The 22,033-nt window shown below is 45.9% G+C and carries 18 protein-coding genes and 1 other RNA gene; 17 read left to right on the top strand and 2 right to left on the bottom strand.

Going from position 1 to position 22,033, the window contains the following annotated elements:
- Window positions 1-49: 49 nt before the first annotated feature.
- From pepI to HDCHBGLK_RS00800, 7 genes are all read left to right on the top strand, one after another.
- A complete protein-coding gene (gene pepI, locus HDCHBGLK_RS00825; RefSeq protein ID WP_004608203.1) occupies window positions 50-940 on the top strand; it encodes a proline iminopeptidase in 891 nt (296 codons plus the stop codon).
- 125 nt (window positions 941-1,065) lie between these two features.
- The gene (locus HDCHBGLK_RS00820; RefSeq protein WP_004608204.1) at window positions 1,066-2,427 is read left to right on the top strand and encodes a peptide MFS transporter; all 1,362 of its coding nucleotides are present in this window, start codon (window positions 1,066-1,068) and stop codon (window positions 2,425-2,427) included.
- Between the two features lie 99 nt (window positions 2,428-2,526).
- Window positions 2,527-4,314, top strand: coding sequence for an aminopeptidase P family N-terminal domain-containing protein (locus tag HDCHBGLK_RS00815; RefSeq protein WP_004608205.1), 1,788 nt, complete (start codon window positions 2,527-2,529; stop codon window positions 4,312-4,314).
- Between the two features lie 122 nt (window positions 4,315-4,436).
- The gene (locus tag HDCHBGLK_RS00810; protein WP_039910110.1) at window positions 4,437-5,534 is read left to right on the top strand and encodes a M24 family metallopeptidase; all 1,098 of its coding nucleotides are present in this window, start codon (window positions 4,437-4,439) and stop codon (window positions 5,532-5,534) included.
- Between the two features lie 777 nt (window positions 5,535-6,311).
- Complete coding sequence (locus tag HDCHBGLK_RS00805; protein WP_004608207.1) at window positions 6,312-7,082, top strand: ABC-2 transporter permease; 771 nt, start codon at window positions 6,312-6,314, stop codon at window positions 7,080-7,082.
- A gap of 65 nt (window positions 7,083-7,147) precedes the next feature.
- Window positions 7,148-7,321 carry a hypothetical protein gene (locus tag HDCHBGLK_RS18860; protein ID WP_004608208.1) on the top strand — a complete coding sequence of 58 codons (174 nt, stop codon included), beginning with the start codon at window positions 7,148-7,150 and terminating at the stop codon, window positions 7,319-7,321.
- 80 nt (window positions 7,322-7,401) lie between these two features.
- A complete protein-coding gene (locus tag HDCHBGLK_RS00800; protein WP_004608209.1) occupies window positions 7,402-8,220 on the top strand; it encodes a PHP domain-containing protein in 819 nt (272 codons plus the stop codon).
- A gap of 98 nt (window positions 8,221-8,318) precedes the next feature.
- Here the strand turns inward: HDCHBGLK_RS00800 and feoB are convergent, their stop codons facing one another.
- Both feoB and HDCHBGLK_RS00790 read right to left on the bottom strand, forming a co-directional pair.
- On the bottom strand, window positions 8,319-10,361 hold the full coding sequence (feoB, locus tag HDCHBGLK_RS00795) for a ferrous iron transport protein B (protein ID WP_004608210.1): 2,043 nt from the start codon (window positions 10,359-10,361) through the stop codon (window positions 8,319-8,321).
- Entirely contained in the window at window positions 10,361-10,588 is a 228-nt protein-coding gene (locus HDCHBGLK_RS00790) for a FeoA family protein (protein ID WP_004608211.1), read from the bottom strand. The genes feoB and HDCHBGLK_RS00790 overlap by 1 nt, the downstream gene beginning before the upstream one ends.
- Window positions 10,589-10,718: 130 nt before the next feature.
- Between HDCHBGLK_RS00790 and HDCHBGLK_RS00785 the strand changes: the two genes are divergently transcribed.
- The 10 genes from HDCHBGLK_RS00785 to HDCHBGLK_RS00740 all read left to right on the top strand — a co-directional run bounded on the left by HDCHBGLK_RS00785 (window position 10,719) and on the right by HDCHBGLK_RS00740 (window position 22,010).
- Window positions 10,719-11,597 carry a putative ABC transporter permease gene (locus HDCHBGLK_RS00785; protein WP_004608212.1) on the top strand — a complete coding sequence of 293 codons (879 nt, stop codon included), beginning with the start codon at window positions 10,719-10,721 and terminating at the stop codon, window positions 11,595-11,597.
- Between the two features lie 198 nt (window positions 11,598-11,795).
- The gene (locus tag HDCHBGLK_RS00780) at window positions 11,796-13,301 is read left to right on the top strand and encodes a thioester domain-containing protein (RefSeq protein WP_004608213.1); all 1,506 of its coding nucleotides are present in this window, start codon (window positions 11,796-11,798) and stop codon (window positions 13,299-13,301) included.
- Between the two features lie 23 nt (window positions 13,302-13,324).
- Complete coding sequence (leuC, locus tag HDCHBGLK_RS00775) at window positions 13,325-14,599, top strand: 3-isopropylmalate dehydratase large subunit (protein ID WP_004608214.1); 1,275 nt, start codon at window positions 13,325-13,327, stop codon at window positions 14,597-14,599.
- Entirely contained in the window at window positions 14,599-15,093 is a 495-nt protein-coding gene (locus tag HDCHBGLK_RS00770) for a 3-isopropylmalate dehydratase small subunit (protein WP_004608215.1), read from the top strand. The genes leuC and HDCHBGLK_RS00770 overlap by 1 nt, the downstream gene beginning before the upstream one ends.
- 14 nt (window positions 15,094-15,107) lie before the next feature.
- Complete coding sequence (locus HDCHBGLK_RS00765; protein ID WP_004608216.1) at window positions 15,108-16,385, top strand: Na+/H+ antiporter NhaC family protein; 1,278 nt, start codon at window positions 15,108-15,110, stop codon at window positions 16,383-16,385.
- Window positions 16,386-16,409: 24 nt separating this feature from the next.
- Window positions 16,410-17,897 (top strand): threonine synthase, encoded by a 1,488-nt coding sequence (gene thrC / locus HDCHBGLK_RS00760; protein ID WP_004608217.1) that lies wholly within the window; start codon window positions 16,410-16,412, stop codon window positions 17,895-17,897.
- Between the two features lie 17 nt (window positions 17,898-17,914).
- Window positions 17,915-18,259, top strand: coding sequence for a hypothetical protein (locus tag HDCHBGLK_RS00755; protein WP_004608218.1), 345 nt, complete (start codon window positions 17,915-17,917; stop codon window positions 18,257-18,259).
- 191 nt (window positions 18,260-18,450) lie between these two features.
- Window positions 18,451-20,148, top strand: a complete 1,698-nt coding sequence (locus HDCHBGLK_RS00750) for a phosphoenolpyruvate carboxykinase (ATP) (protein ID WP_004608219.1) — start codon at window positions 18,451-18,453, stop codon at window positions 20,146-20,148.
- A 70-nt stretch (window positions 20,149-20,218) separates the two neighbouring features.
- A non-coding RNA gene (gene ssrS, locus HDCHBGLK_RS00745) (6S RNA) lies at window positions 20,219-20,400 on the top strand.
- A gap of 293 nt (window positions 20,401-20,693) precedes the next feature.
- Window positions 20,694-22,010: a SpoIID/LytB domain-containing protein gene (locus HDCHBGLK_RS00740; RefSeq protein ID WP_004608221.1), complete on the top strand. Its 1,317-nt coding sequence runs from the start codon at window positions 20,694-20,696 to the stop codon at window positions 22,008-22,010.
- Window positions 22,011-22,033 lie beyond the last annotated feature (23 nt).

Raw genomic sequence — 22,033 nt, 5'->3', positions numbered from 1 at the left:
ATTATACTGCAATTAGTAAAAAAATTATCCGAAGGGAGGATTATGAAGCATGACAAAAATTACAGAAGGCTATATGCCATACCTGGAGCATCAGACCTATTACAGGATTGTCGGTGAGAAGCAGCCGAATGGGAAGGCGCCGTTGATCTGCCTGCACGGGGGGCCGGGCTCTACCCATAATTATTATGAGGTGTTGGATAATCTGGCAGATGACGATGCCCGGATGATCGTGATGTATGACCAGATTGGCTGTGGCAATTCTTATCTTGACGGGCATCCGGAACTGTGGAATCAGGACGTCTGGCTGGATGAACTGGATGCTTTAAGAGCGCACCTTGGACTGGATACCTGCCACATCATCGGCCAGTCCTGGGGAGGGATGATGCAGATTGCCTATGCGATTGAACGTAAACCAAAGGGAGTCAAGAGTTTCATCATATCCAGCGGGCACTCAAGCAGCTCGCTCTGGGAGAAGGAGGGCCTGCGCCGGATCAAAATGATGCCTCGGGAGATGCAGGACGCCATTAACCATGCGCTTACTACAGGAGATTTCACCGGCGAGGCCTACGATGCCGCAGTTGCAGAATACATGGACAGATACTGTAACTACTGGCTTGGGCAGGATGCCCCTGCATGCTGCACCAGACCGAAAAAATCTGGTTCAGAGTCGTACATATATGGATGGGGACCTAATGAATTCGCGCCGACAGGAACACTGAAGGATTTCGAATATACCGACAGGCTTGGCGAGATTCAGATCCCTTCCTTGATCTGCAGCGGCATATCCGATCTGTGTTCTCCTCTTGTTGCCAAGACGCTGGCGGACGGCATTCCTAATTCGAAGTGGATTCTGTGGGAGAATGCCAGACATACCTGTTTCGTAGACAGACATGATGATTACTGCAAAGAACTCATCAAATGGATGAATCATTACGATTAGCCCGTCTGATGAATTTCTGATTGTATAAAGCGGAGCTTTATGCTATAATACATAAATGTGTACATACTGCGTTTATAGCAGATGGATTTATGAAGCATTATTATGAAACACAGGAGGGATGAGAAGTGGAAAAAGTAAAGAAAGGAAGACCATTTGGCTTTTATGTCTGCGCGCTCGGTTTTACATTTGAGAGGCTGGCGTTTTACACAATGAAGTATTTGTTAGCCATTTGGATTGCAACAGAGGTTGCATCGGGCGGCTTGGGATTATCGGATATTGAAGCCTCTGCCATGTCCGGTTCTTTTGTGGCCTGGACGTACATTACGCCTCTTTTTGGCGGTTACATTGCGGATCATTGGATCAGCCCGAGAATTTGCGTACCGTTAGGAATGATTCTTATGGGCCTCGGATACCTCTGTACATGGAGGGCAGATTCTCTGACGCTGGTATGGGCGATGATTATTCTGGTAGCAGTCGGCACAGGACTGTTCAAGGGGAATCTGTCCGGTATCAACGGTCTGCTGTTCCATGATGCGGATGAATTGGACGCGGCCTTTTCGATTCAGTATTCATTCGTTAACATCGGTTCCTTTATCGGGACCACATTTATTGCAATACTCGCTACAACAGGATTGTTCGGGCTCAAGACAAGTTTCAATACTGTATTTTTAATCTGCGGTATTTTCATGTTCATTGACGCGGTATGGTTTATTCTCAACGGAAGATCTCTGGGAGATGCCGGGAAGAAACCATTCAAGGCAGATCAGCGGGAATTTGAAACGGTCAGCAAGAAAAAGGATGGCGACACGAAATTGACGTCCGGCGATATCAAACGAATTGTGGCAATTGTTCTTGTAACCCTGTTCTCCAGCGTATTCTGGATGGTATGGTATATGGCTTATATGCCGGCTTACTTCCGTTTTGGCTGGGGAAACGGCAGCGATTATATGAATCTTGCCAACTGGTATATAGGAAGTTTCCAGATTCCAACTTCCTGGTTTGATTCTGTAAATGCTCTGGTATGTATAATCTTAGGTCCTGTACTTGCGATGTTGTGGGCCAAACTTGCCAAGAGACCGAAGGGCGACATGAGCATGTTCAAAAAAACGGCGCTTGGTATTATACTGGTAGGTATTTCTTACATAGTAATGGTTGTGGCAGATAAGATTGCCGCAGTGAACGGACAGTGCTCCGTATTCTGGCTGGCGCTTGTATGCCTGTTGATGTCTGTCGGAGAGATGGTATTCTCCCCGCTGGGGAACTCCTTTATCTCCAAACTTGCGCCTGCGAAGGTGCTGGGACTTCTGCTTGGCTTCTGGCCGATCGCCGTGTTCCTTGCCCAGAAGACTTACCCGGCTTTATATGCATGGCTTAAGGGTATGGACTTTACTATGGGCTACGGCGGATTAGCGATTGTCATTATTATTCTTGGCATTATTCTCTGGGCGTGCAGCGGAAAACTGGACGAGATGGAAAAAGCCCAATAATCAACAACTTCATAGAAAGAGAAAAAGAGATTGCGTCAGCGGTCTCTTTTTCACATAATAACTTTTGAATTCTATGTTTTTAAGAGGAGGTTTTGAATCATGACAGTATCAGAACGAATTGCCAGTCTTCGCGCGCTTATGGCAGAGAAGAGTATTTCTGCTTATGTTGTGCCTACTGCGGATTTTCACCAAAGCGAATATGTGGGAGAGCATTTTAAAGCAAGACAATATATTACCGGATTTAGCGGCTCTTACGGAACGGCCGTTATATGTCAGGACGATGCCTGCCTTTGGACGGACGGGCGTTATTTCTTCCAGGCGGAGCAGGAACTGGCAGGAACCGGCGTCCGCTTGATGAAGATGTTTGTCGGCGATACGCCTACTATTACAGAATATCTTTCGGATGTGGTTCCGTCCGGCGGAACGGTTGCCTTCGACGGGCGGGTTCTGTCCATGGGCGAAGGCCAGGAATATGAAGTGGCGCTGGGTTCCAAAGGGATTCAGATTCATTATTCGGAAGATCTTATCAATGCCATCTGGCAGGACAGGCCGGCGTTGTCCGATAAACCCGCTTTCTTTCTGGAAGAAAGATATACCGGAGCAAGCATTGCGTCAAAATTGGAGCGCGTACGTAAGGCCATGGCGGAATACGGCGCTACCGTTCATGCGATCGCATCCCTTGACGATATATGCTGGCTTCTTAATGTCCGCGGCGACGATATCGATTACTTCCCGCTGCTTCTTTCTTATGCCATAGTAAGAATGGATGGTGTAGAACTCTATGTAAATGAGAAAAAATTAAACGACCGGATTCTTAATGAATTCAAAAAAGCAAAGGTAACGCTTCATCCTTACAATGATATTTACCAGGATATCCAAAAGCTTGACGCTTCCGAGACGCTTCTGATCGATCCGATGAAGATGAACTATGCGCTTTATAAAAATATTTCCTGTAACATAGTGGAAGCGGCGAATCCGACTATCCTTATGAAAGCGATGAAAAACGATACCGAACTTGATAATATCAAGGCCGCCCATATTAAAGACGGCGTTGCAGTTACCAAATTTATGTATTGGGTTAAGAATCACTATGATAAAGAGGTGATTACAGAATTAAGTTCTATTGACAAGCTTACCGCTTTACGTGCGGCACAAGACGGATACATCCGCGATAGTTTTGAACCGCTTTGCGCCTATAAAGACCATGCGGCTATGATGCATTATTCTCCGTGTGAAGAGTCCGACGTACCGTTAAAAGGGGGCGCCTTTTTCTTAAATGATACAGGCGGCGGATATTATGAAGGTTCGACAGATATTACAAGAACCTTTGTACTGGGTTCTGTTGACCGGCAGATGAAGAAATATTTTACGGCGGTTGTGCGCGCTATGATGAATTTATCCCGCGCCAAATTCTTATATGGATGCTATGGATATAATCTCGACGTCCTGGCAAGAGAACCAATCTGGGATCTTGACCTTGATTATCAGTGCGGTACGGGACATGGCGTGGGTTATCTTGCCAATGTACACGAGCCGCCGACCGGTTTCCGCTGGTATGTAGTTCCAAGTAAGAATGAACATCATCAATTAGAGGAAGGCATGGTTATTACCGATGAACCCGGCATTTACGAGGACGGTCAGTTTGGTATCCGCATTGAGAATGAACTTATCGTAAGAAAAGGGGTGAAGAATAAATACGGGCAGTTCATGCACTTTGAGACGATCACCTTTGCTCCGATTGACCTGGACGGCATCGATCCGGAAGAGATGAGCCGATCGGAAAGAGAATGGCTCAATCGTTACCACCAGGAAGTGTACGAAAAGATCGGACCGCATCTTACAGAAGAAGAAAGACAATGGCTGAAACAGTATACAAGAGCCATTTAGTGCGGCGTCAGGTTGACAAAGTGCATAATGAATACTATACTACAATTAAAAAAGTAAGGTAAAAATGTACAATACATAAAATGTATCATGCATAACACAATTAGGAGGGAAAGTTTATTATGATGGACGAAGCAAAATTAAGCAGAATTCTAAAATCGATGGAAGAGCACGACGTACCGCAGCTTATCATGTCGGATCCGCTGGCAATTTATTATTTGCTTGGGAAAAAGTTTGCACCGGGCGAAAGAATGTTAGTTCTCTACCTGAATGTCAATGGAAATCATAAGCTGGTTATTAATGAATTGTTTCCACAGGACGAAGACCTGGGAGTAGAGCTTGTATGGTACAGCGATATCCAGGACGGCGTTGAAATTTTAAGTCAGTTTGTCGAGAAAGACAAGATTGTCGGCGTTGATAAGGTATGGCCGTCAAAGTTCCTTCTCAGACTTCAGGAATTAGGGGCGGGAAGCAAATTCGTCAATGGTTCGCTGATCGTTGATTATGTAAGAATGATTAAAGATGAGCATGAGCAGGAACTGATGAGAAAAGCTTCCCTGGAAAATGATAAGATTATGGAGCAGTTGATTCCATTGGTTGTAAAGGGCTATACGGAATTGGAGCTGAACGCCATCGTTCGTGATATGTATAAGAAGTCGGGCCATTCGGACGTGTCTTTTGATCCGATTACCTGTTATGGCAAATCCGGGGCGGATCCGCATCATGTGACGAATGACACCAAGGGCAAACGCGGGGATTCTGTAGTGCTGGATATCGGCGGCGTTCTTGATAACTATTGCTCGGATATGACAAGAACCGTTTTTATTGGCGAAGTATCTGACAGGGCAAGAGAAGTATACGAAATAGTGAAAGAAGCGCAGAGGAGAGGGCTGGAAGCGGCCAGGCCAGGCAACAGAATGTGTGATGTGGACGCTGCGTGCAGAGATTATATTGAAGAAAAAGGATTTGGCAAGTATTTTACACACAGAACGGGTCATTCTATCGGTATGGAGGATCACGAATTTGGCGATGTATCTTCTATCAATGAGGATATTATTCAGGTTGGCCAGTGCTTTTCTGTGGAACCGGGCATTTATCTTCCGGATGAAGAGATCGGCGTCCGTATCGAAGACCTCGTGATCATTACAGAAGATGGCTGCGAGGTGTTGAACCACTTTACCAAAGACTTGATTATCGTTCCGGAGGAGCAGGATTTGCGGTAAATTTACGTTAAAAGAGTAGGGGCGGTTGCAAAAGTAGATGAATAATCTACTGGAGCAACGGCTCCCCTTTTATGTCTAAAAACAGAAAACGGACCCCGAAGAGCCCGAAATCCATTTCGGCGAGCAGGCGGAAATCCGGCAGTGGATCCTAAGACCACGTTCAAGATCCTGACCTATGCTTACTACAAGAAACCACCGGCTGCATTGAATCCGCGCTTTCTTTATAGTAAGTAAATTAACAGAAAATTAAAAAATAATATAAGAACATATTGACAAATATAGAATTAGGTGATATTATAATGACATAAATAATAAACAAGATAAGAAAACAGATAAAACATTTGTTGGAGATGAGTTTATTATTACAGATTTGAAGATATTGTACATATCTATCAGATCACAACTTATTGAAGGGAGAATACAAAACAGTATTTAAAGTTCAATAAGATATAGTTTAAGAAAGGAAGGTACGGACCACCAAAAAATTAAACTATCCAAACTGATTAATAATCAGTAAAAAACTTTACCAAAAGAAAGAGGTAAAAGAATGATTGAAGAATCAAAGTAAAGATGGGTGTCATTTATTTCATATAATTGATGCCCATCTTTACTGTTGTATTATGGAACGCTATCATAGGGATAATTTTTGTGGTTACAGGAACTAAAAAAGATGCTATAATGGTATCGCTCGGGAGGAATGCAAGGGAGTAGCAGGCCTTCCCGGGAGAATTATGGATTCTAACTAATAATTGACAAGGGACAAAGGAGACAGAAGATATGGATGAAGTAATGAGTATGGGAAATGAACTGATAGGCAAGGTTGGAGACAACAGCAGCATATTTTTGGCAGGTACCTATCGGCCAAGTATGGCCGTCTTGATCGTAACGTTTGTGGTAGGGCTTTTGATTTGCCTGTTCGGGTTGAAGTTAATGAGGCTGCTGGCGGCGATCGTGGGGTTCGTGCTGGGAGCAGTGGCGGGAGTTGCCGCGGCTGTAGCTATGGGGCTTACAGGAACCACATTTTTGATCGCGTTACTGGCGGGCGCGGTAATCATCGGGCTGTTATCCATATTCTTGCGCAAGATTGGTATATTTTTGCTGGTATTGTGCTATGGATTCGGCGTGTGCGCGGTAGTGATCAATCCATCATCTATGATAATGTATATTATATGCATTGGGATTGCAGTTGTATTGGCAGTGCTGTCTGTTCTTTACATAGAGCCCATCGTTGTTGTCGTTACCGGAATATCCGGAGGCTTTTGCGCGGGCATGGCGGCAGCATCATTGATAGGCATGGAGAAGAATAATCTGGTAGGATATGGAATCAGCATCGTTCTGGCAGTAGCAGGAATTATTGTTCAGTTTATGATGCATTCCAGAAAAATTGGTAAGAAGGAAGAAGTGTATTCCAAAAAGGTGAAAGAAGAGGTTTCCAGGGAGTCGGAAGTTGAAAAAGCAAGGATGATCCTGGAAGAAGATGAGGAAGATGAAGTTTCTGCGCAAGAAGAAAGCGATGATGATATTGAAATAATTGAAGAGGACATTTAAGGAGTCCTGTTTATGACACACCTCCCCTGATATAGTAAAGTCTATAGAAGGAGAGGTGCTTTATTATGTATAAAAAAACAAGAATTTTTTTGATGCTTGCGGGGATTATTCTTCAGGTATTGGCAATGATCCTATACAGTTTCGCAGAGACGGATGCACCGGGATTTCTCTATATGGCCGTATGGATTCTATGCGCGGCGCTGGTGAGATACTCTATCAATACTATGAAGGTAATATAACCCAAGAGCGGCCGCCTTGGTTGTATTTTGAGCCAAATGTGATATAATAATCCTAAGAATAGCATAAAGGAGGCTTACTTATGAAATTAGATATGCATTGTCATGTAAAAGAAGGCTCTATTGACAGCAAGGTAAGCTTGGATGAATATATTACGAAATTAAAAGAGAATGGCTTTGACGGAATGCTGATTACAGACCATGATACTTATAAAGGATATCGGCATTGGAAGTACAATATGAAAGGCAAGGCTCACGAAGATTTTGTGGTGCTCAAAGGGATCGAGTATGATACCTGTGACGCGGGCCATATTATCTGTATCATGCCTGAGGGCGTTAAGATGAGGCTGCTGGAATTAAGAGGCATGCCTGTGTCAGTGCTGATAGATTTCGTACACCGCCATGGAGGGATTCTTGGACCGGCCCATCCATGCGGGGAAAAATATCTGAGTTTTACAAATACAAAGAAGTTTTATAAATCGCCGGAAGTTATCAAGCGGTTTGATTTTATCGAGGCATTTAATGCCTGCGAGTCCGAAGAATCAAACGAAGGAGCCATGAAACTGGCACGCAAGTATAAGAAGCCAGGAATTGGGGGAAGCGATGCCCATAAGCTGGATTGCGTGGGAAAGGCGTATACGGAGATTCCAGAGTATGTCACATGCGAGACGGAACTGATTTCTTTGATCCGCCGTAAGGCCCCGGTAGAGGCAGGAGGCGTCCTCTACGGAAAGACGACCAAGGACAAGATGGGGAAAGCGAATAAATTGCTGGTATATTCGTTCTGGTTTTATAACAAAGGCGGAGAATTGCTAAAACGTCACAAGAGAAAATTAAAGGGACAAGTCGAGAATCCGGTAGACCCCATTGATCCTATAGAGATACAGTATCTACAGAAATAAGATAAGCAAGAAGAAATAAGAAGAACAGGCATAGCCAGCGTGCAGGCGGCATAACCGTTCTTCTTGATTTTTATCTTTTTAGTTTGAATGGTCTTGATTTAGAATAAGAGCCCGATATGGTAAACGATGGTACTCATTATCCATGCGACCGCCAGCTGGAAGAGAATGATGCCAAATGTGGATTTCCAACTCTTTAGTTCTCTGTGTATGGTGGCGATCGTAGCAGTGCAAGGAACATAGAGCAGGCAGAAAACCATCAAGGCATAAGCGTTGGCAGCGCCGAAGCCTATGGAACCTAAAGTGGCCACCATGGCATTCATGCCGTGGGCGGTGGTGATGTTCTGAATGCCGAATAGTACGCTGCAGCTGGATACCACAACCTCTTTTGCTGCAATTCCTGCGATCAGCGCCACGATGATCTGCCAATAGCCAAGGCCGGCAGGCACGAAAAGAGGAACGATTGCTTTTCCGACAAGGGAGCCGAAACTCTGGGAGATATCCGTTACATATCCATTCGGGCCAAAGTTTAAGATGCCCCACATGATGACAGAGGCAATGAAGATTACGGTTCCGGCTTTGGTAAGGTAATCTTTGATTTTCTGCCATACGTAGATTGCTATTGTACGCGCGTTAGGAGATTTGTATTCCGGAAGTTCGATCATCAACGCATGCTCGGCCTTGCTGCCATCAATTTTTGAAAGGATATAGGCAATGCCGATGGCGATCAGGATTCCCAGCAGATACATGGAATAGCATACCAGCATGGCGTACTTTCCAAAGAACATGGAGGAAAACAGCACGTATATGGGAAGCCTTGCGCTGCACGACATAAAGGGCGTTACCAGGATCGTCTTAAAGCGGTCTCTCTTATGCTCCAGCGCCCTGGAAGCCATTACTGCGGGCACAGTACAGCCAAATCCAAGAAGCAGCGGAAGAAAAGCACGGCCGGACAGCCCCAGCCTGCTCATGATATCATCCATGACAAATGCAACCCTGGCCATATATCCACTGTCTTCCAGAATTGCAAGTGCGAGGAAGAGGATAAATATATTGGGAAGAAATGTCAGGATCCCGCCTACGCCCGAAATAATTCCATCTATAATAAGAGACTGCAGCATGGCATTGACATGAAGCGCTTCAAGGCCGCTGGAGGCCATGGAAGAGATTTGGTCAAGCCCAATCTCGAAAAAGCCTTTTAGCCAGTCTCCAATGGTAAATGTAAGAAAGAATACCAGCGCCATGATGCCAAGGAAGATGGGAAGCCCCAGCCATCGGTGGGTCAGATAATGATCAATCTTGTCGGTGGATGCTTCTTTTTGGGATTTATTTACCAGAACCTCGCTGATAATTTCTTCTATAAAATCATATTTTTGATTGATAATGTCCTTTTCATAACTGCGGTCAATGACATCTCCAAGATCTAATGGATGGCGGGCCGCAACATTCTTGTCCTTTTCCAGAAGCTTGATGGCATGCCAGCGGGCATTCTGGATGTCAGGATAGTTTTCCTCAAGTTCATTCATGATAATATCAATCTTGTCTTCTATGTAGTCTTTATAGACCATGGCATACTCGTCATGATGGTTATGCTTATGGGTAGAATGACGGCCATCATGATGATGGATGAAGGGCCCTTGCTTTGCATATTCCTTATGGTGTGCGACTGCGTGCATGAGTATGGACAGTCCGGTCTTCTTGCGGGCAGAGACTGGAATGGCAGGAACCCCAAGCATCTCGGGGAGACGGTGAAGGTCGATCTCCATTCCACGTTCTTCCACAATATCCATCATATTAAGGGCCAGAACGACTGGCTTGCCCAGTTCGATTAACTGCAGGGTCAGATAGAGGTTGCGCTCCAGTGAGGAGGCATCGATGACATCCACGATGACGTCCACCTCATCGCTCATGATGCATTCGCGGGAGACGGTCTCTTCCATTGTATAGGAGGTCAGGCTGTAGATGCCTGGGAGATCGATGAGCTTGAACTCCTGGTTTTTATACATGGCCTTGCCTTCCTTTTTTTCGACTGTGACGCCGGGCCAGTTGGCAACCTTTAAGTTGGCTCCTGTAAATGCATTAAAGAGAGTAGTCTTGCCGCAGTTGGGATTGCCGATGAACCCTACATTAATGATATTACCCATTATGCCTGCACCTCCATCACTTCAATATGATCAGCGATCCGTCTGCCGAAAGCGAAGCGGGTGCCCCGGAATTTTGCGGTAAGGGATCCTTTTTTATCATTATTCAATATGGTAATCAGGGATCCTTCCGTCAGCCCCAGAGCCTCCAGGCGCCGCTCCAACTGCATTTCTATGTCGATAGACCGGACTCGGTAAGTGTGGTTGTTTTTCCCTTGTTTCAGCGTCATAGCATGTGCTCCTTCGTAATGTTATTGATAATTATTCTCTATTATCCTTTTACATAATATCACTATTTGACGCTGATGGCAATGTGAAGTATACTGTAATTTAGAAAATAATGAAGATGGAGTCTTACTTATGGAAATATACTATTTCATTCTATACTTTTTTACATATGGGTTTTTTGGATGGTGCACAGAGGTGGCGTTTGCGGCCTTCAAGCAAGGGAAGTTCGTAAATAGAGGATTTCTTAATGGTCCGATCTGTCCCATATATGGAGTGGGGGTCAGCGTAGTCGTATCATTTCTTACCCCTTTGGAGGAAAGCCTGATCCTGCTGTATGCTGCGTCAACCATATTGGTAACGTTTATTGAATGGCTGACCGGATATCTCATGGATAAGATATTTCATCATAAATGGTGGGACTATTCCAACCAGCCGTTGAATATCGGAGGCTACGTCTGCCTTTTGTTTTCTCTGATCTGGGGTGTGGCTTGCGTGGCGATTGTCAAAGTGATCCATCCGCTGATATACAAGGCGCTTTCTTTTATTCCCGTAACCCTGGGGATTGTGATCGCGATAATACTTGCGGTCGTGCTGTTTGTGGATCTGTATGTAACTGCATCCGGCATATTGAAACTGAACAAGCGGCTTGATGCAATGGAAAAGATTGCTGCCGAACTTCGGGAAGTATCCGACAAGGTAGGGGAGAATATATACGAAAGCGTTATGGATACGCTGGAGTTCCAGGAGGAAAAGAAAAAGATGCTGGCTGCAGCGTCCAGCGAATTTAAGGAGAAGCTGGAGGCTGCGTCTGAACTTCGGGAAAGGATTGAAGCAGCCACCGAAGAGCAGAAGGCCCGCATAGAAGAATTGAAGAAAAAGTATACAGAACTGGCAGGCCGCAGCACCAAGGTCTCCGTCCGTCTTATGAAGGCGTTCCCAAAGATGGAATCCAGAAATCACAGGGAACTACTGGATGCGATGAAACATCGACTGAAAAGAGACCGGAAATAACCGGTTTCTTTTTTCGTATTGACAAATGACGCAAATATGTATATGATAATTGCACTCGTCTAAGATTTCTATTCAATGGGGTATCCCCGTAGGGAAGAGTCATTCCCGTATTCCAAAACGAGCAAAGAACAATAAGGAAAGGAGGGGCGGAAAGTTTGTAACTTTTTGTTTATTTTTCGTACGTGAAAGGAGTTAATTATGAAAGGAAGAAGTAGCAAAGTCCTGCTTTTTGGGGCCTTATTGTCGTGCCTGATACTTATAATCGCAGGAAAGAGCAGCAAGATGACGGTATACGCGAGCGAGGCAAAGCTTGTGCAAGGGGAAGCAGTCCAATATATGGGATACTCGACCCATTACTACTACGTTAACGGCAATTTGGCATATTGCCTCGAGCCGGATATGGCATCGCCGGGGAATGGGAATTACCCGTCTGAAGAGATAGACCCGACGCAATTGCTGGGGAAGGCTATGTATTATGTCTATGGGGGACCGGGTTACGAGGCTTATATGAAGCCATCGCTGAATGGAGGCTGGGATCAGCCGGAACGGGCATATTGCCTGTCCCATTGCATACTGTCCTACATTTACGACGGATGTAATCCGCAAAGCGCAGGATTTATCGGACTGAACGAGGATATCCGTAACGCAGTCATTCAATTTACGGATGCGATCAGGGGATGGCCGCAGATTCCCAGTACGGACATCTCTCTGTCGGATACGGAACTGACGGCGTATTTCAGCAAAGAAGAAGGCTGGCAGAGGACATCATCTGTCATCTGCAATGGAGATGGGACGAATTCGCTGGTCTTTTCCCTGCCCGAAGGAATGACCCTGGTAAATGAGTCCAGGAATGTCAGGGAAACCATTCGTGCGGCCGTCCATGGAGGCGAGCGGTTCTATCTTGCAGCAGATGTAACATATGACAATGGAAAGACTTGGTCAAGCGGTCAGGTAAAAGGAACCCTTGACCAGGCGTGGCGTACTCTGGTGGTAAAGACAGGCAGCGGAAGCCAGGATGTAGGTACAGGCCATCTGGCAACCGTGGAGGCAGGGACGGTGCAGATGAACGTAAGATGGATTCCACGTCCGGAAATCGTGGTAGATAAGAAAGCAGACAAGGGGGAGAAGAAGTATAAGGTGGGAGATATTATCACGTATTCGATAGATGTCACCCAGCAGGTGAAGGATGCGGTGGCCAAAAACGTAGTCATAACCGATACCATTCTGACGGAAGGAGTCAAACTCCAGAAGCATTCTATTACGCTGCTTGATGAGAATCACAGCGTCATATCTGACGCAGTCATTGCTGTTTCAGGTAATTCCTATACCATACACGCTGGAGAATTCCTGCAAGGGATAGAATCCAAAGAAAGATATATTGTAGAATACCAGGTAGCCATCACGGATGAAGCGCTGATAGGGAAAGAAATCGAGAATGAAGTGGTAGTGCGCTCGGATAACACGGAGGAGAAGAAAGACAAGGAAATCGTGGTCGTTGACAAGCCAGAAGAGGAAAAGCCTGAAGTTCCCAAAAAGGAGCCGGAAATAGAACCGAAAGAACAGCCGAAAATGACAGAAGCCTCAATCGTAAAAACCCCATCCGTCAAGACAGGAGATAAGGAAAACCTAAGCGTTCTTATCCTCTTGCTGATTCTTTCTTGCGCCGCCATATTTATCTGTGTTAGAATATCCTGTAAGACTTAGTGAAATAAGGAGGCATAGTAGTTATGGGAATGACAATGACACAGAAGATTCTTGCAGCCCATGCGGGACTTGACAGCGTTGAAGCCGGACAGTTGATCGAGGCGAAGTTGGATGTGGTTATGGCAAACGATATTACAGGGCCTATGGCGGTTCCTGTATTCAGGCAGATGGCAGATAAAGTGTTCGACAAGGATAAGGTGATTCTGGTACCAGATCATTTTACGCCGAACAAGGACATCAAATCCGCCGAGAACTCCAAATCCATCCGCGAGTTCGCGAAAGAACAGGGTCTGACGCATTATTATGAAGTGGGACAGATGGGAATCGAGCATGCGATCCTGCCGGAAAAAGGAATTACAGTGGCAGGAGAATGCATTATAGGCGCAGATTCCCACACTTGTACATATGGAGCATTGGGGGCATTTTCTACCGGAGTAGGGACGACGGATATCGCGACAGGAATGGCTACCGGGGAACTGTGGTTCAAGGTGCCAAGCGCGATCAAGTTCGTGCTTACAGGTAAGCCGGGGCCATATGTAAGCGGCAAGGATATCATCATCCATATTATAGGAAGGATCGGCGTGGACGGCGCACTGTACAAATCAATGGAATTTGTAGGAGACGGCATTGCAAGTCTAACCATGGATGATCGATTTACCATGGCAAATATGGCGATTGAGGCAGGTGCAAAGAATGGAATCTTTCTGGTCGATGAAAAGGCCGAGGAATATATGAAGGAACATTCCGATAAAGAATACAAGATCTACGAGGCAGATGCAGATGCCGACTATGACGCGGTAGTGGAAGTAGATCTGGCGAAGGTCCGCCCTACGGTAGCATTCCCGCATCTTCCGGGAAATGCAAAGACGATCGATGAAATAGAGGCAATGGAGCCAATTAAGATTGATCAGGTAGTCATCGGCTCTTGTACCAACGGAAGAATGGAGGATATGAGAAGAGCGGCGGCCGTGCTTAAAGGGCGGAAGGTACATCCAGATGTTCGTGTCATGGTCATTCCTGCGACACAGAAGATCTATAAGCAGTGTATCAAAGAAGGGCTGGTAGACATCTTTATTGATGCAGGATGCGCGTTCAATACGCCAAGCTGCGGACCTTGCATGGGAGGCCATATGGGCGTCCTGGCAGCAGGAGAGAAGTGCGTCTCTACAACAAACAGGAACTTTGTCGGAAGAATGGGGCACGTAGATTCCCTGATCTATCTTGCATCCCCGGAAGTGGCAGCGGCCAGCGCGATCGCGGGATGTATTGCGAATCCAGAGAAAGTAGGTGACAGATAATGAAAGCATCAGGAAAAGTATTTAAATATGGAGACAATGTAGACACTGACGTAATTATTCCAGCCAGGTATCTGAATTCTTTTGACGGAAAAGAACTTGCTACCCATGCTATGGTTGATATTGATCCGGAGTTTGCCGGGAAGGTACAGCCGGGAGACATGATCGTGGCGAGAAAGAACTTTGGCTGCGGCTCATCCAGAGAACATGCGCCTCTCTGCCTGAGAGAGGCAGGGGTTAGTTGTGTGATCGCTGAGACATTCGCGCGCATCTTTTTCAGGAATGCCATTAATATAGGCCTGCCGATCATCGAGTGTCCGGAGGCGGCAGAAGGGATTGAAGCCGGCGACGAAGTGGAAGTGGATTTTGACAGCGGAATCATCTATAACAAGACAAAGGACGCGCAGTATAAAGGACAGCCATTTCCGGAATTCATGCAGAATCTGATTGCGGCCGGCGGTCTGGTGAATTACACTAACAGTAAGAAAAAAGGATAGGAGAGTACATAGGTATGGGAAATGAGAGAGGAAATGGAGCAGCACTCCTGCCTATAGGAGTATTTCTTGTAATATTCCTTGGGTCAGGAATTATCACGGGGGATTTTTATGCAATGCCTGCAATCGTAGCCTTTTTGATTGCGCTTCTGGTGGCCTTTATCCAGAACAGAGGCTTAAGTTTTCAAGAAAAGATCAGCATTATATCAAGAGGTGTGGGAGATGAGAACATTATTACCATGAGCCTAATCTTCCTTAGCGCCGGAGCATTTTCCGGCGCGGTCACGGCTGCAGGGGGCGTGGAAAGTACAGTTAATCTGGGCCTTTCCATACTTCCGGCAAAAGTGGCGGTAGTGGGATTGTTCGTGATTGGCTGCTTCATCTCCGTATCAATGGGGACAAGCATGGGGACGATCGCGGCATTGGCCCCAATAGCAGTAGGCATCAGCGAGAAGACAGGGTTCTCCCTGGCTATCTGTATCGGAGCGGTTGTATGCGGGGCAATGTTCGGCGATAACCTGTCCATGATATCGGATACGACGATTGCCGCGGTAAAGACGCAGGGATGCGAGATGAAGGATAAGTTCAAGGAGAACTTCTTTATCGTGCTTCCGGCTGCTATTATCACAATCATAATATTCCTGGTGATTACCAGGAATGCGAATTTTAAACTGACAGAAGAACTGACATACAATATATTCCGGGTGCTGCCATATATACTGGTACTGGTTGGCGCGCTGATTGGAATCAATGTATTCGTGGTCCTCATCGGAGGAACGGTGATATCCTTGATCGTGGGAGTCGCAACGGGCAGCCTGGCGGTCGGGGAGATGTTCTCTTCTGTGGGCGAGGGAGTTACGGGGATGTATGATATCACCGTAATCTCGATCGTGGTGGCATGTATTGTGTCGCTGGTTAAGGAATTTGGGGGAATACAGTTTATATTGAATCTGATCAAGAAGAGTATCAAAGGGCAGCGCGGCGGCGAGGTCGGCATTGCGGGATTGTCGCTTCTGGTTGATATGTGTACGGCTAATAATACGGTTGCCATCGTAATGGCAGGACCTATCGCAAAGGAAATCAGCGATGAGTTTGAGATATCTCCAAGAAGGTCTGCGTCTTTGCTGGATATTTTTACTTCCGTGGGGCAGGGACTGATCCCATATGGCGCTCAGCTGTTGTCGGCAGCCAGTCTTACTGGGCTGACGCCGTTTAATATCATGCCATATCTGTTCTATCCGATATTGATGGCGATCAGCGCTGTACTTTTTATTCTGTTCAGGAAAGCAAATTAAAGTATAATAGAAGGGTGAAAAGAGATGAATCTACATTACAAAAGTACTAGAAATTCAGATAGAAAAGTGACGGCTTCTGAAGCAATTCTTAAGGGACTTGCGCCGGACGGAGGACTGTTCGTGCCGGAGGAAATACCAAAACTGGATATTTCTTTGGATGAACTTAAAGATATGACCTATCAGCAGACCGCCTATGAGGTCATGAAGTTATTCCTGACGGACTTTACAGAAGAAGAGTTGAAAGACTGTATCAATAAGGCGTATGACAGCAAGTTTGATACGGAAGAGATTGCGCCCTTAGTAAAGATTAAGGATACATACTATCTGGAACTGTTCCATGGGGCGACCATCGCCTTTAAGGATATGGCCCTGTCTATTCTGCCGCATCTTATGACCACATCGGCCAGGAAGAATCAGGCTGACAAGGAGATCGTAATTCTCGCGGCAACCTCAGGAGATACCGGAAAGGCAGCGATGGCTGGGTTTGCGGATGTGGAAGGGACAAGGATTATCGTATTCTATCCAAAGAACGGCGTCAGCAAAGTGCAGGAACTGCAGATGGTCACTCAAAAAGGAAAGAATGTAGATGTAGTCGCGATTCACGGTAATTTTGACAATGCGCAGAGTGGCGTCAAGGCCATGTTTGAAGACGTGGAGCTGGCAAAGGAATTGGCCGGCAAGGGATATCAGTTCTCCTCCGCTAATTCCATCAATATCGGACGGCTGGTTCCCCAGATCGTCTATTATGTCTATGCCTATGCCAAACTTCTTGCCAACGATGAGGTACAGGACGGCGAGAAGATCAATGTGGTAGTGCCTACCGGTAATTTTGGAAATATTCTGGCAGCATATTATGCAAAGAATATGGGGATTCCGATAGAGAAGCTGATCTGTGCCTCCAATGAAAATAAGGTGCTCTTTGATTTCTTTGAGTCCGGAACCTATGATAAGAATCGGGAATTCGTGCTGACCACATCTCCATCCATGGACATCCTGATCTCCAGTAATCTGGAGCGATTGATATATCTGGTGGCTGGCCAGGATTCGGAAAAGACGAAGGCATTGATGGAAGAACTGAAAGCAGATGGAAGTTATACGATCACAGAGGATATGAAGGAACGTCTTGCGGATTTTGCAGCAGGATACGCGGATGAAAAAGAGACAGCCGCGAACATCAAGGCGGTCTATGAGGAGACGGGCTATGTCATGGATACTCATACGTCTGTGGCATCCTATGTATGCCGCAGTTACAGGGAAGAAAGCAAGGATGATAAGAAGTGCGTGATCGCCTCCACTGCCAGCCCGTATAAGTTCGTAAAAAGCGTGATGACAGCCATAGATGATAAATACGAGGGAGCCGATGAATTCAGCCTGCTCAAAGAACTTCAGGAAATTTCCCGTGTAGATATGCCGCAGGCAATTCAGGAGATACTGGATGCAAAGGTGCTTCATACGTTGGAATGTGATGTGGACATGATGAAGGATACGGTGAAAGGCATACTGAAGATATAGTAAAAGGAGTGCATTAGATGTTTGAAGGAATATTTGGATTCATAGGGCTTGCCTGTGGGATTTATTGTCTGTATGGATTTTTCATGCTGAAATATAAAAAAATTATCAACCGGACGATACTTCTGCCGAAAGGCGTGGATGCAGGAAAATGCAAGGATCTTGAAGGATATAGCAGGGAAGCCTCGCTGCCGCTGCTCCTTTTGGGATTCATAGTTACGGTTTATGGAGCGGTAGATTTGTATAATATATATGTAGAAAGGATTCCAAAGGTCTTTATAGTAATGATCACAGTCGTAATCCTGGCCCTCTTCGGATTTGCCGCCGCGATACGAAAGTGTAATAAAAAATATTTTGGCATTTGATGAAAAAATGCAGGATTATTTGCGAGATCCTGCATTTTTTCAATTTTTTTATACAATTATTCAGCGCGGATATTTGGTAAATGAATTCTAAAAAGTATAAACTTTCGTTAAAACATTGTTAAAGTCTTGACTTTTGCGCGAAAAAATGAGATAATGAATCAAATTTCGAATTTTAAGGAGGAAAAGAAGATATGGCAACAAAAGCGTATTATCCAATTGAAGAAATAGGAAAAGGCAAGCCGGGATTCTCAAAGACAAGATCTATTATCGAAGCAGCATTTTATGGAAATAATGTTGTACCGGTTAACACATTAAAAGAGGCATATAATCTGGCAAAGAATTCACCAGGAACCGTAGTTACAGACATGCCTGTATATAGAGGAGAAGAATTTGGCCTTGATGCTGATGCAAAGGTTCTTTTATTCAATGACGGAGCAATTACGGGCCGTTACGCTACCGCCCGCCGTATCGCAGGCGAGCCGGGAGTAGACTGTGACGCGCTGGATAAAGTTGCTATGGATGCAATCTATACATCCCGCTTTAAGAAGATGTATCATGCAACCGTATATGCGGGACTGGATCCGGAATTCATGGTAAAAGCGCACCTCCTGATTCCAGAAGGCGAAGAGAACATCATGTATAACTGGATGCTGAACTTCCAGTATATGTCAGATGAATATGTAAAGATGTATAAGGAGTCAAAGCCGGTCGGCGATGGCAAAGAGCCTGACATCTATATCTTCTCTGATCCTCAGTGGATACCAAAGGAAGCGCCTGGCGTCAGCTTCGACTGCTTAAGCGATCCTGCAAAGAAGACTCTGTGCTACTTCAACACGGAGACTAACTGTGCATGCATCCTTGGCATGAGATACTTCGGAGAGCATAAGAAAGGAACCCTTACCATGGTTTGGGCAATTGCAAACCGTAACGGATATGCTTCCTGCCATGGCGGACAGAAAGAATACTTACTTCCGGACGGAAGCAGTTATGTTGCATCCGTATACGGACTGTCAGGATCCGGAAAATCAACGCTTACACATGCAAAGCATGGCGGAAAATATGAGATTAAGGTACTTCACGACGATGCTTTCATTATCAATACGGATACATGCGCATCTATCGCGATCGAGCCTACCTATTTTGATAAGACAGCAGACTATCCGACAGGATGCGAGGACAATAAATATCTTCTGACCGCTCAGAACTGCTCTGCTACATTGGATGAGGATGGAAAGATCCAGCTGGTAACGGAAGATATCAGAAATGGCAACGGACGGGCGATCAAGTCCAAATTGTGGTCTCCAAACCGCGTTGATAAGATTGATGCTCCGGTTAACGCAATCTTCTGGATTATGAAAGACCCGACCATTCCACCGGTAGTAAAACTCAAAGGCGCTTCTCTGGCATCCGTAATGGGAGCGACCCTTGCAACGAAGAGATCCTCCGCAGAGAGACTTGCTCCTGGCGTAGATCCTAACAAACTGGTCGTTGTGCCATATGCGAACCCATTCAGAACCTATCCTCTGGCAAACGATTATGAAAAGTTCAAAAAACTTGTAGAAGAGAAGAATGTAGACTGCTATATCGTTAATACAGGAGACTTCATGGGCAAAAAGGTTCAGCCAAAGGATACGCTAGGGATTCTCGAAACAATTGTAGAGAAAAAAGCAGATTTCCATAAGTGGGGACCATTTTCAGATATCGAGATACTGGATTGGGAAGGATTCATTCCGGACATGAATGATCCTGAATATGTTACGCAGCTGAAAGCCCGCATGAATGACCGTGTCAATGAGATCAAGGCATTGGAGACGGCAAAAGAAGGCTATGACAAACTTCCTGATGATGCGCTTGCAGCTATCCAGAAGGTTGTTGATGAATTAAACTAATTGAACTGGAACATTCTGCTTATCAGAATGACTTGTAAAATCCATGGAAATGGGTTATAATAATTCCAGTAGAAACCTGGGATGTACGACAACTTCTGTAATTTTGAACCTACAAAACTTTAAACGGGACTCTTATATCTCTGTAATATGTCAGGCCTCCGATATCGCAGGGGAAGACAGAAAAACAGATGCGGACACCCACCTAGCTGTGGCTAGGAGTCAAAATACAGAAACCGGCATTTTGGGGAAATACAAAAGATAAAGGACAGTCGTTTTGCGGCTGTCTTTTTGTTGCTATGCATTGGAAAAACTGGCGCTGGTATTTTCTTCTGATGCCGGGAAGTTTATCAAGGAAAAATGACGGACATTCGGGAGGCAGAGACGGTGCATAATCCACAGCTGCTAAGCATACATTTAGAAGAAGACATGGACAAGAGGGCACAGATAGATTGAATCAAAACAAGTGGAGCCGAAATAGACGGAACCGATATAATTGGAATAAGAGCAGACGGAATAAGTATAGATGGAACAGGCTGCTATGCAGCGTGAACAAATGGACAAAGGGAAGAAACTTATACTATGGACTGGCTATAGCAGCCAGCCTGCTGATTATCAGCGGCCTGCTCTCTTCCTTGACCTTGCGGGAAGAAGAAAAGGTGAAAAAGCAGCCGGATACATCCGGGCGGCATGCAGAAGAGGGACAAGAACCGCAATTGACGGATAATCCCAACATTCGCGTGCTTATTATGACTACCGGACATGCAGGAATAGTGCATCCGGGCGTGGAAGTGTCATCGGCAGCAGGCTTGGTTCTGTCTTTCGGGGAGGAGCAGCAGGAGATCGAGCCAGGCCAGAAGGCGGCATTTGCGCCGGATGACGAGCGGTTTGCCAAGGGCAATATTCGCATTCAGGCGAAAGATGGGGGAGAGGTTACGCTGGATAGCATTCAGAGAGGATACGGCGTGCCTTCCTATGCCGGGACGCTGGAACTTCGGACTACGGCGGAAGGTATTGTCATCATCAATGAGCTTCCGGTTGAAACGTACCTGTGCAAGGTCGTGCCCAGCGAGATGCCGGCATCCTATGAACTGGAAGCGCTGAAAGCGCAGGCAGTCTGCGCCAGAAGCTATGCCTATCAGCAGATGGCAGAGTATGGGTACCCGGAATACGAAGCGCACGTAAACGACAGCACGGATTACCAGGTATATGGCAATTCCCAAGCTCAGGAGGCGTCAAGCCAGGCTGTGAATGAGACGCAGGGGCAGGTGGCAAGATTCAACGGTCAGATTGTGACTACATACTATTATTCCACTTCCTGTGGAAAAACGACAAGCCTGGAAGCCTGGGGGACGGAACCGAATGAGCAGAACCAGTATCTTCAGACCGTTGAGGTAAAGGACGAAGAGGGGGACTATGAAAGAGAACTGCCATGGTACCGGTGGGAGGCCAGAATTCAGGTACAGACTCTCTCCAACCTGGTAGGCCTTAATACGGCAACCGATGTAGGCATGCTGCAAAACGTAGAGGTGACCAGGACAGGGCCGGGAGGCGTTGCGCTTCAGATATGCGCCACAGGAGATAAGGGTAGCGTAACGGTGGACACGGAGAATAAGATCCGCAGGGCATTAGGAGGCAGCGGATATGAGATTCAGAAGCAGGATGGAAACACTGTGGCGAGTTCCGCGCTTCTGCCAAGCGCATTCTTTACCATAGGGAAAGAGGGGGATACATTTGTTATAAAAGGCGGCGGATATGGGCATGGTATAGGCATGAGCCAGAATGGCGCCAATGAGATGGCCAGGAAAGGCAAGACTTACATAGATATACTTACCCTTTTCTTCCCGGGCATTACCGTAGAATGATATAGCCTAAATACAGGCTCTAA

The sequence above is a fragment of the [Clostridium] scindens ATCC 35704 genome (genome assembly GCF_004295125.1).
Lineage (GTDB): Bacteria > Bacillota > Clostridia > Lachnospirales > Lachnospiraceae > Clostridium_AP > Clostridium_AP scindens.
This window is presented reverse-complemented; position numbering and strand designations above follow the sequence as displayed.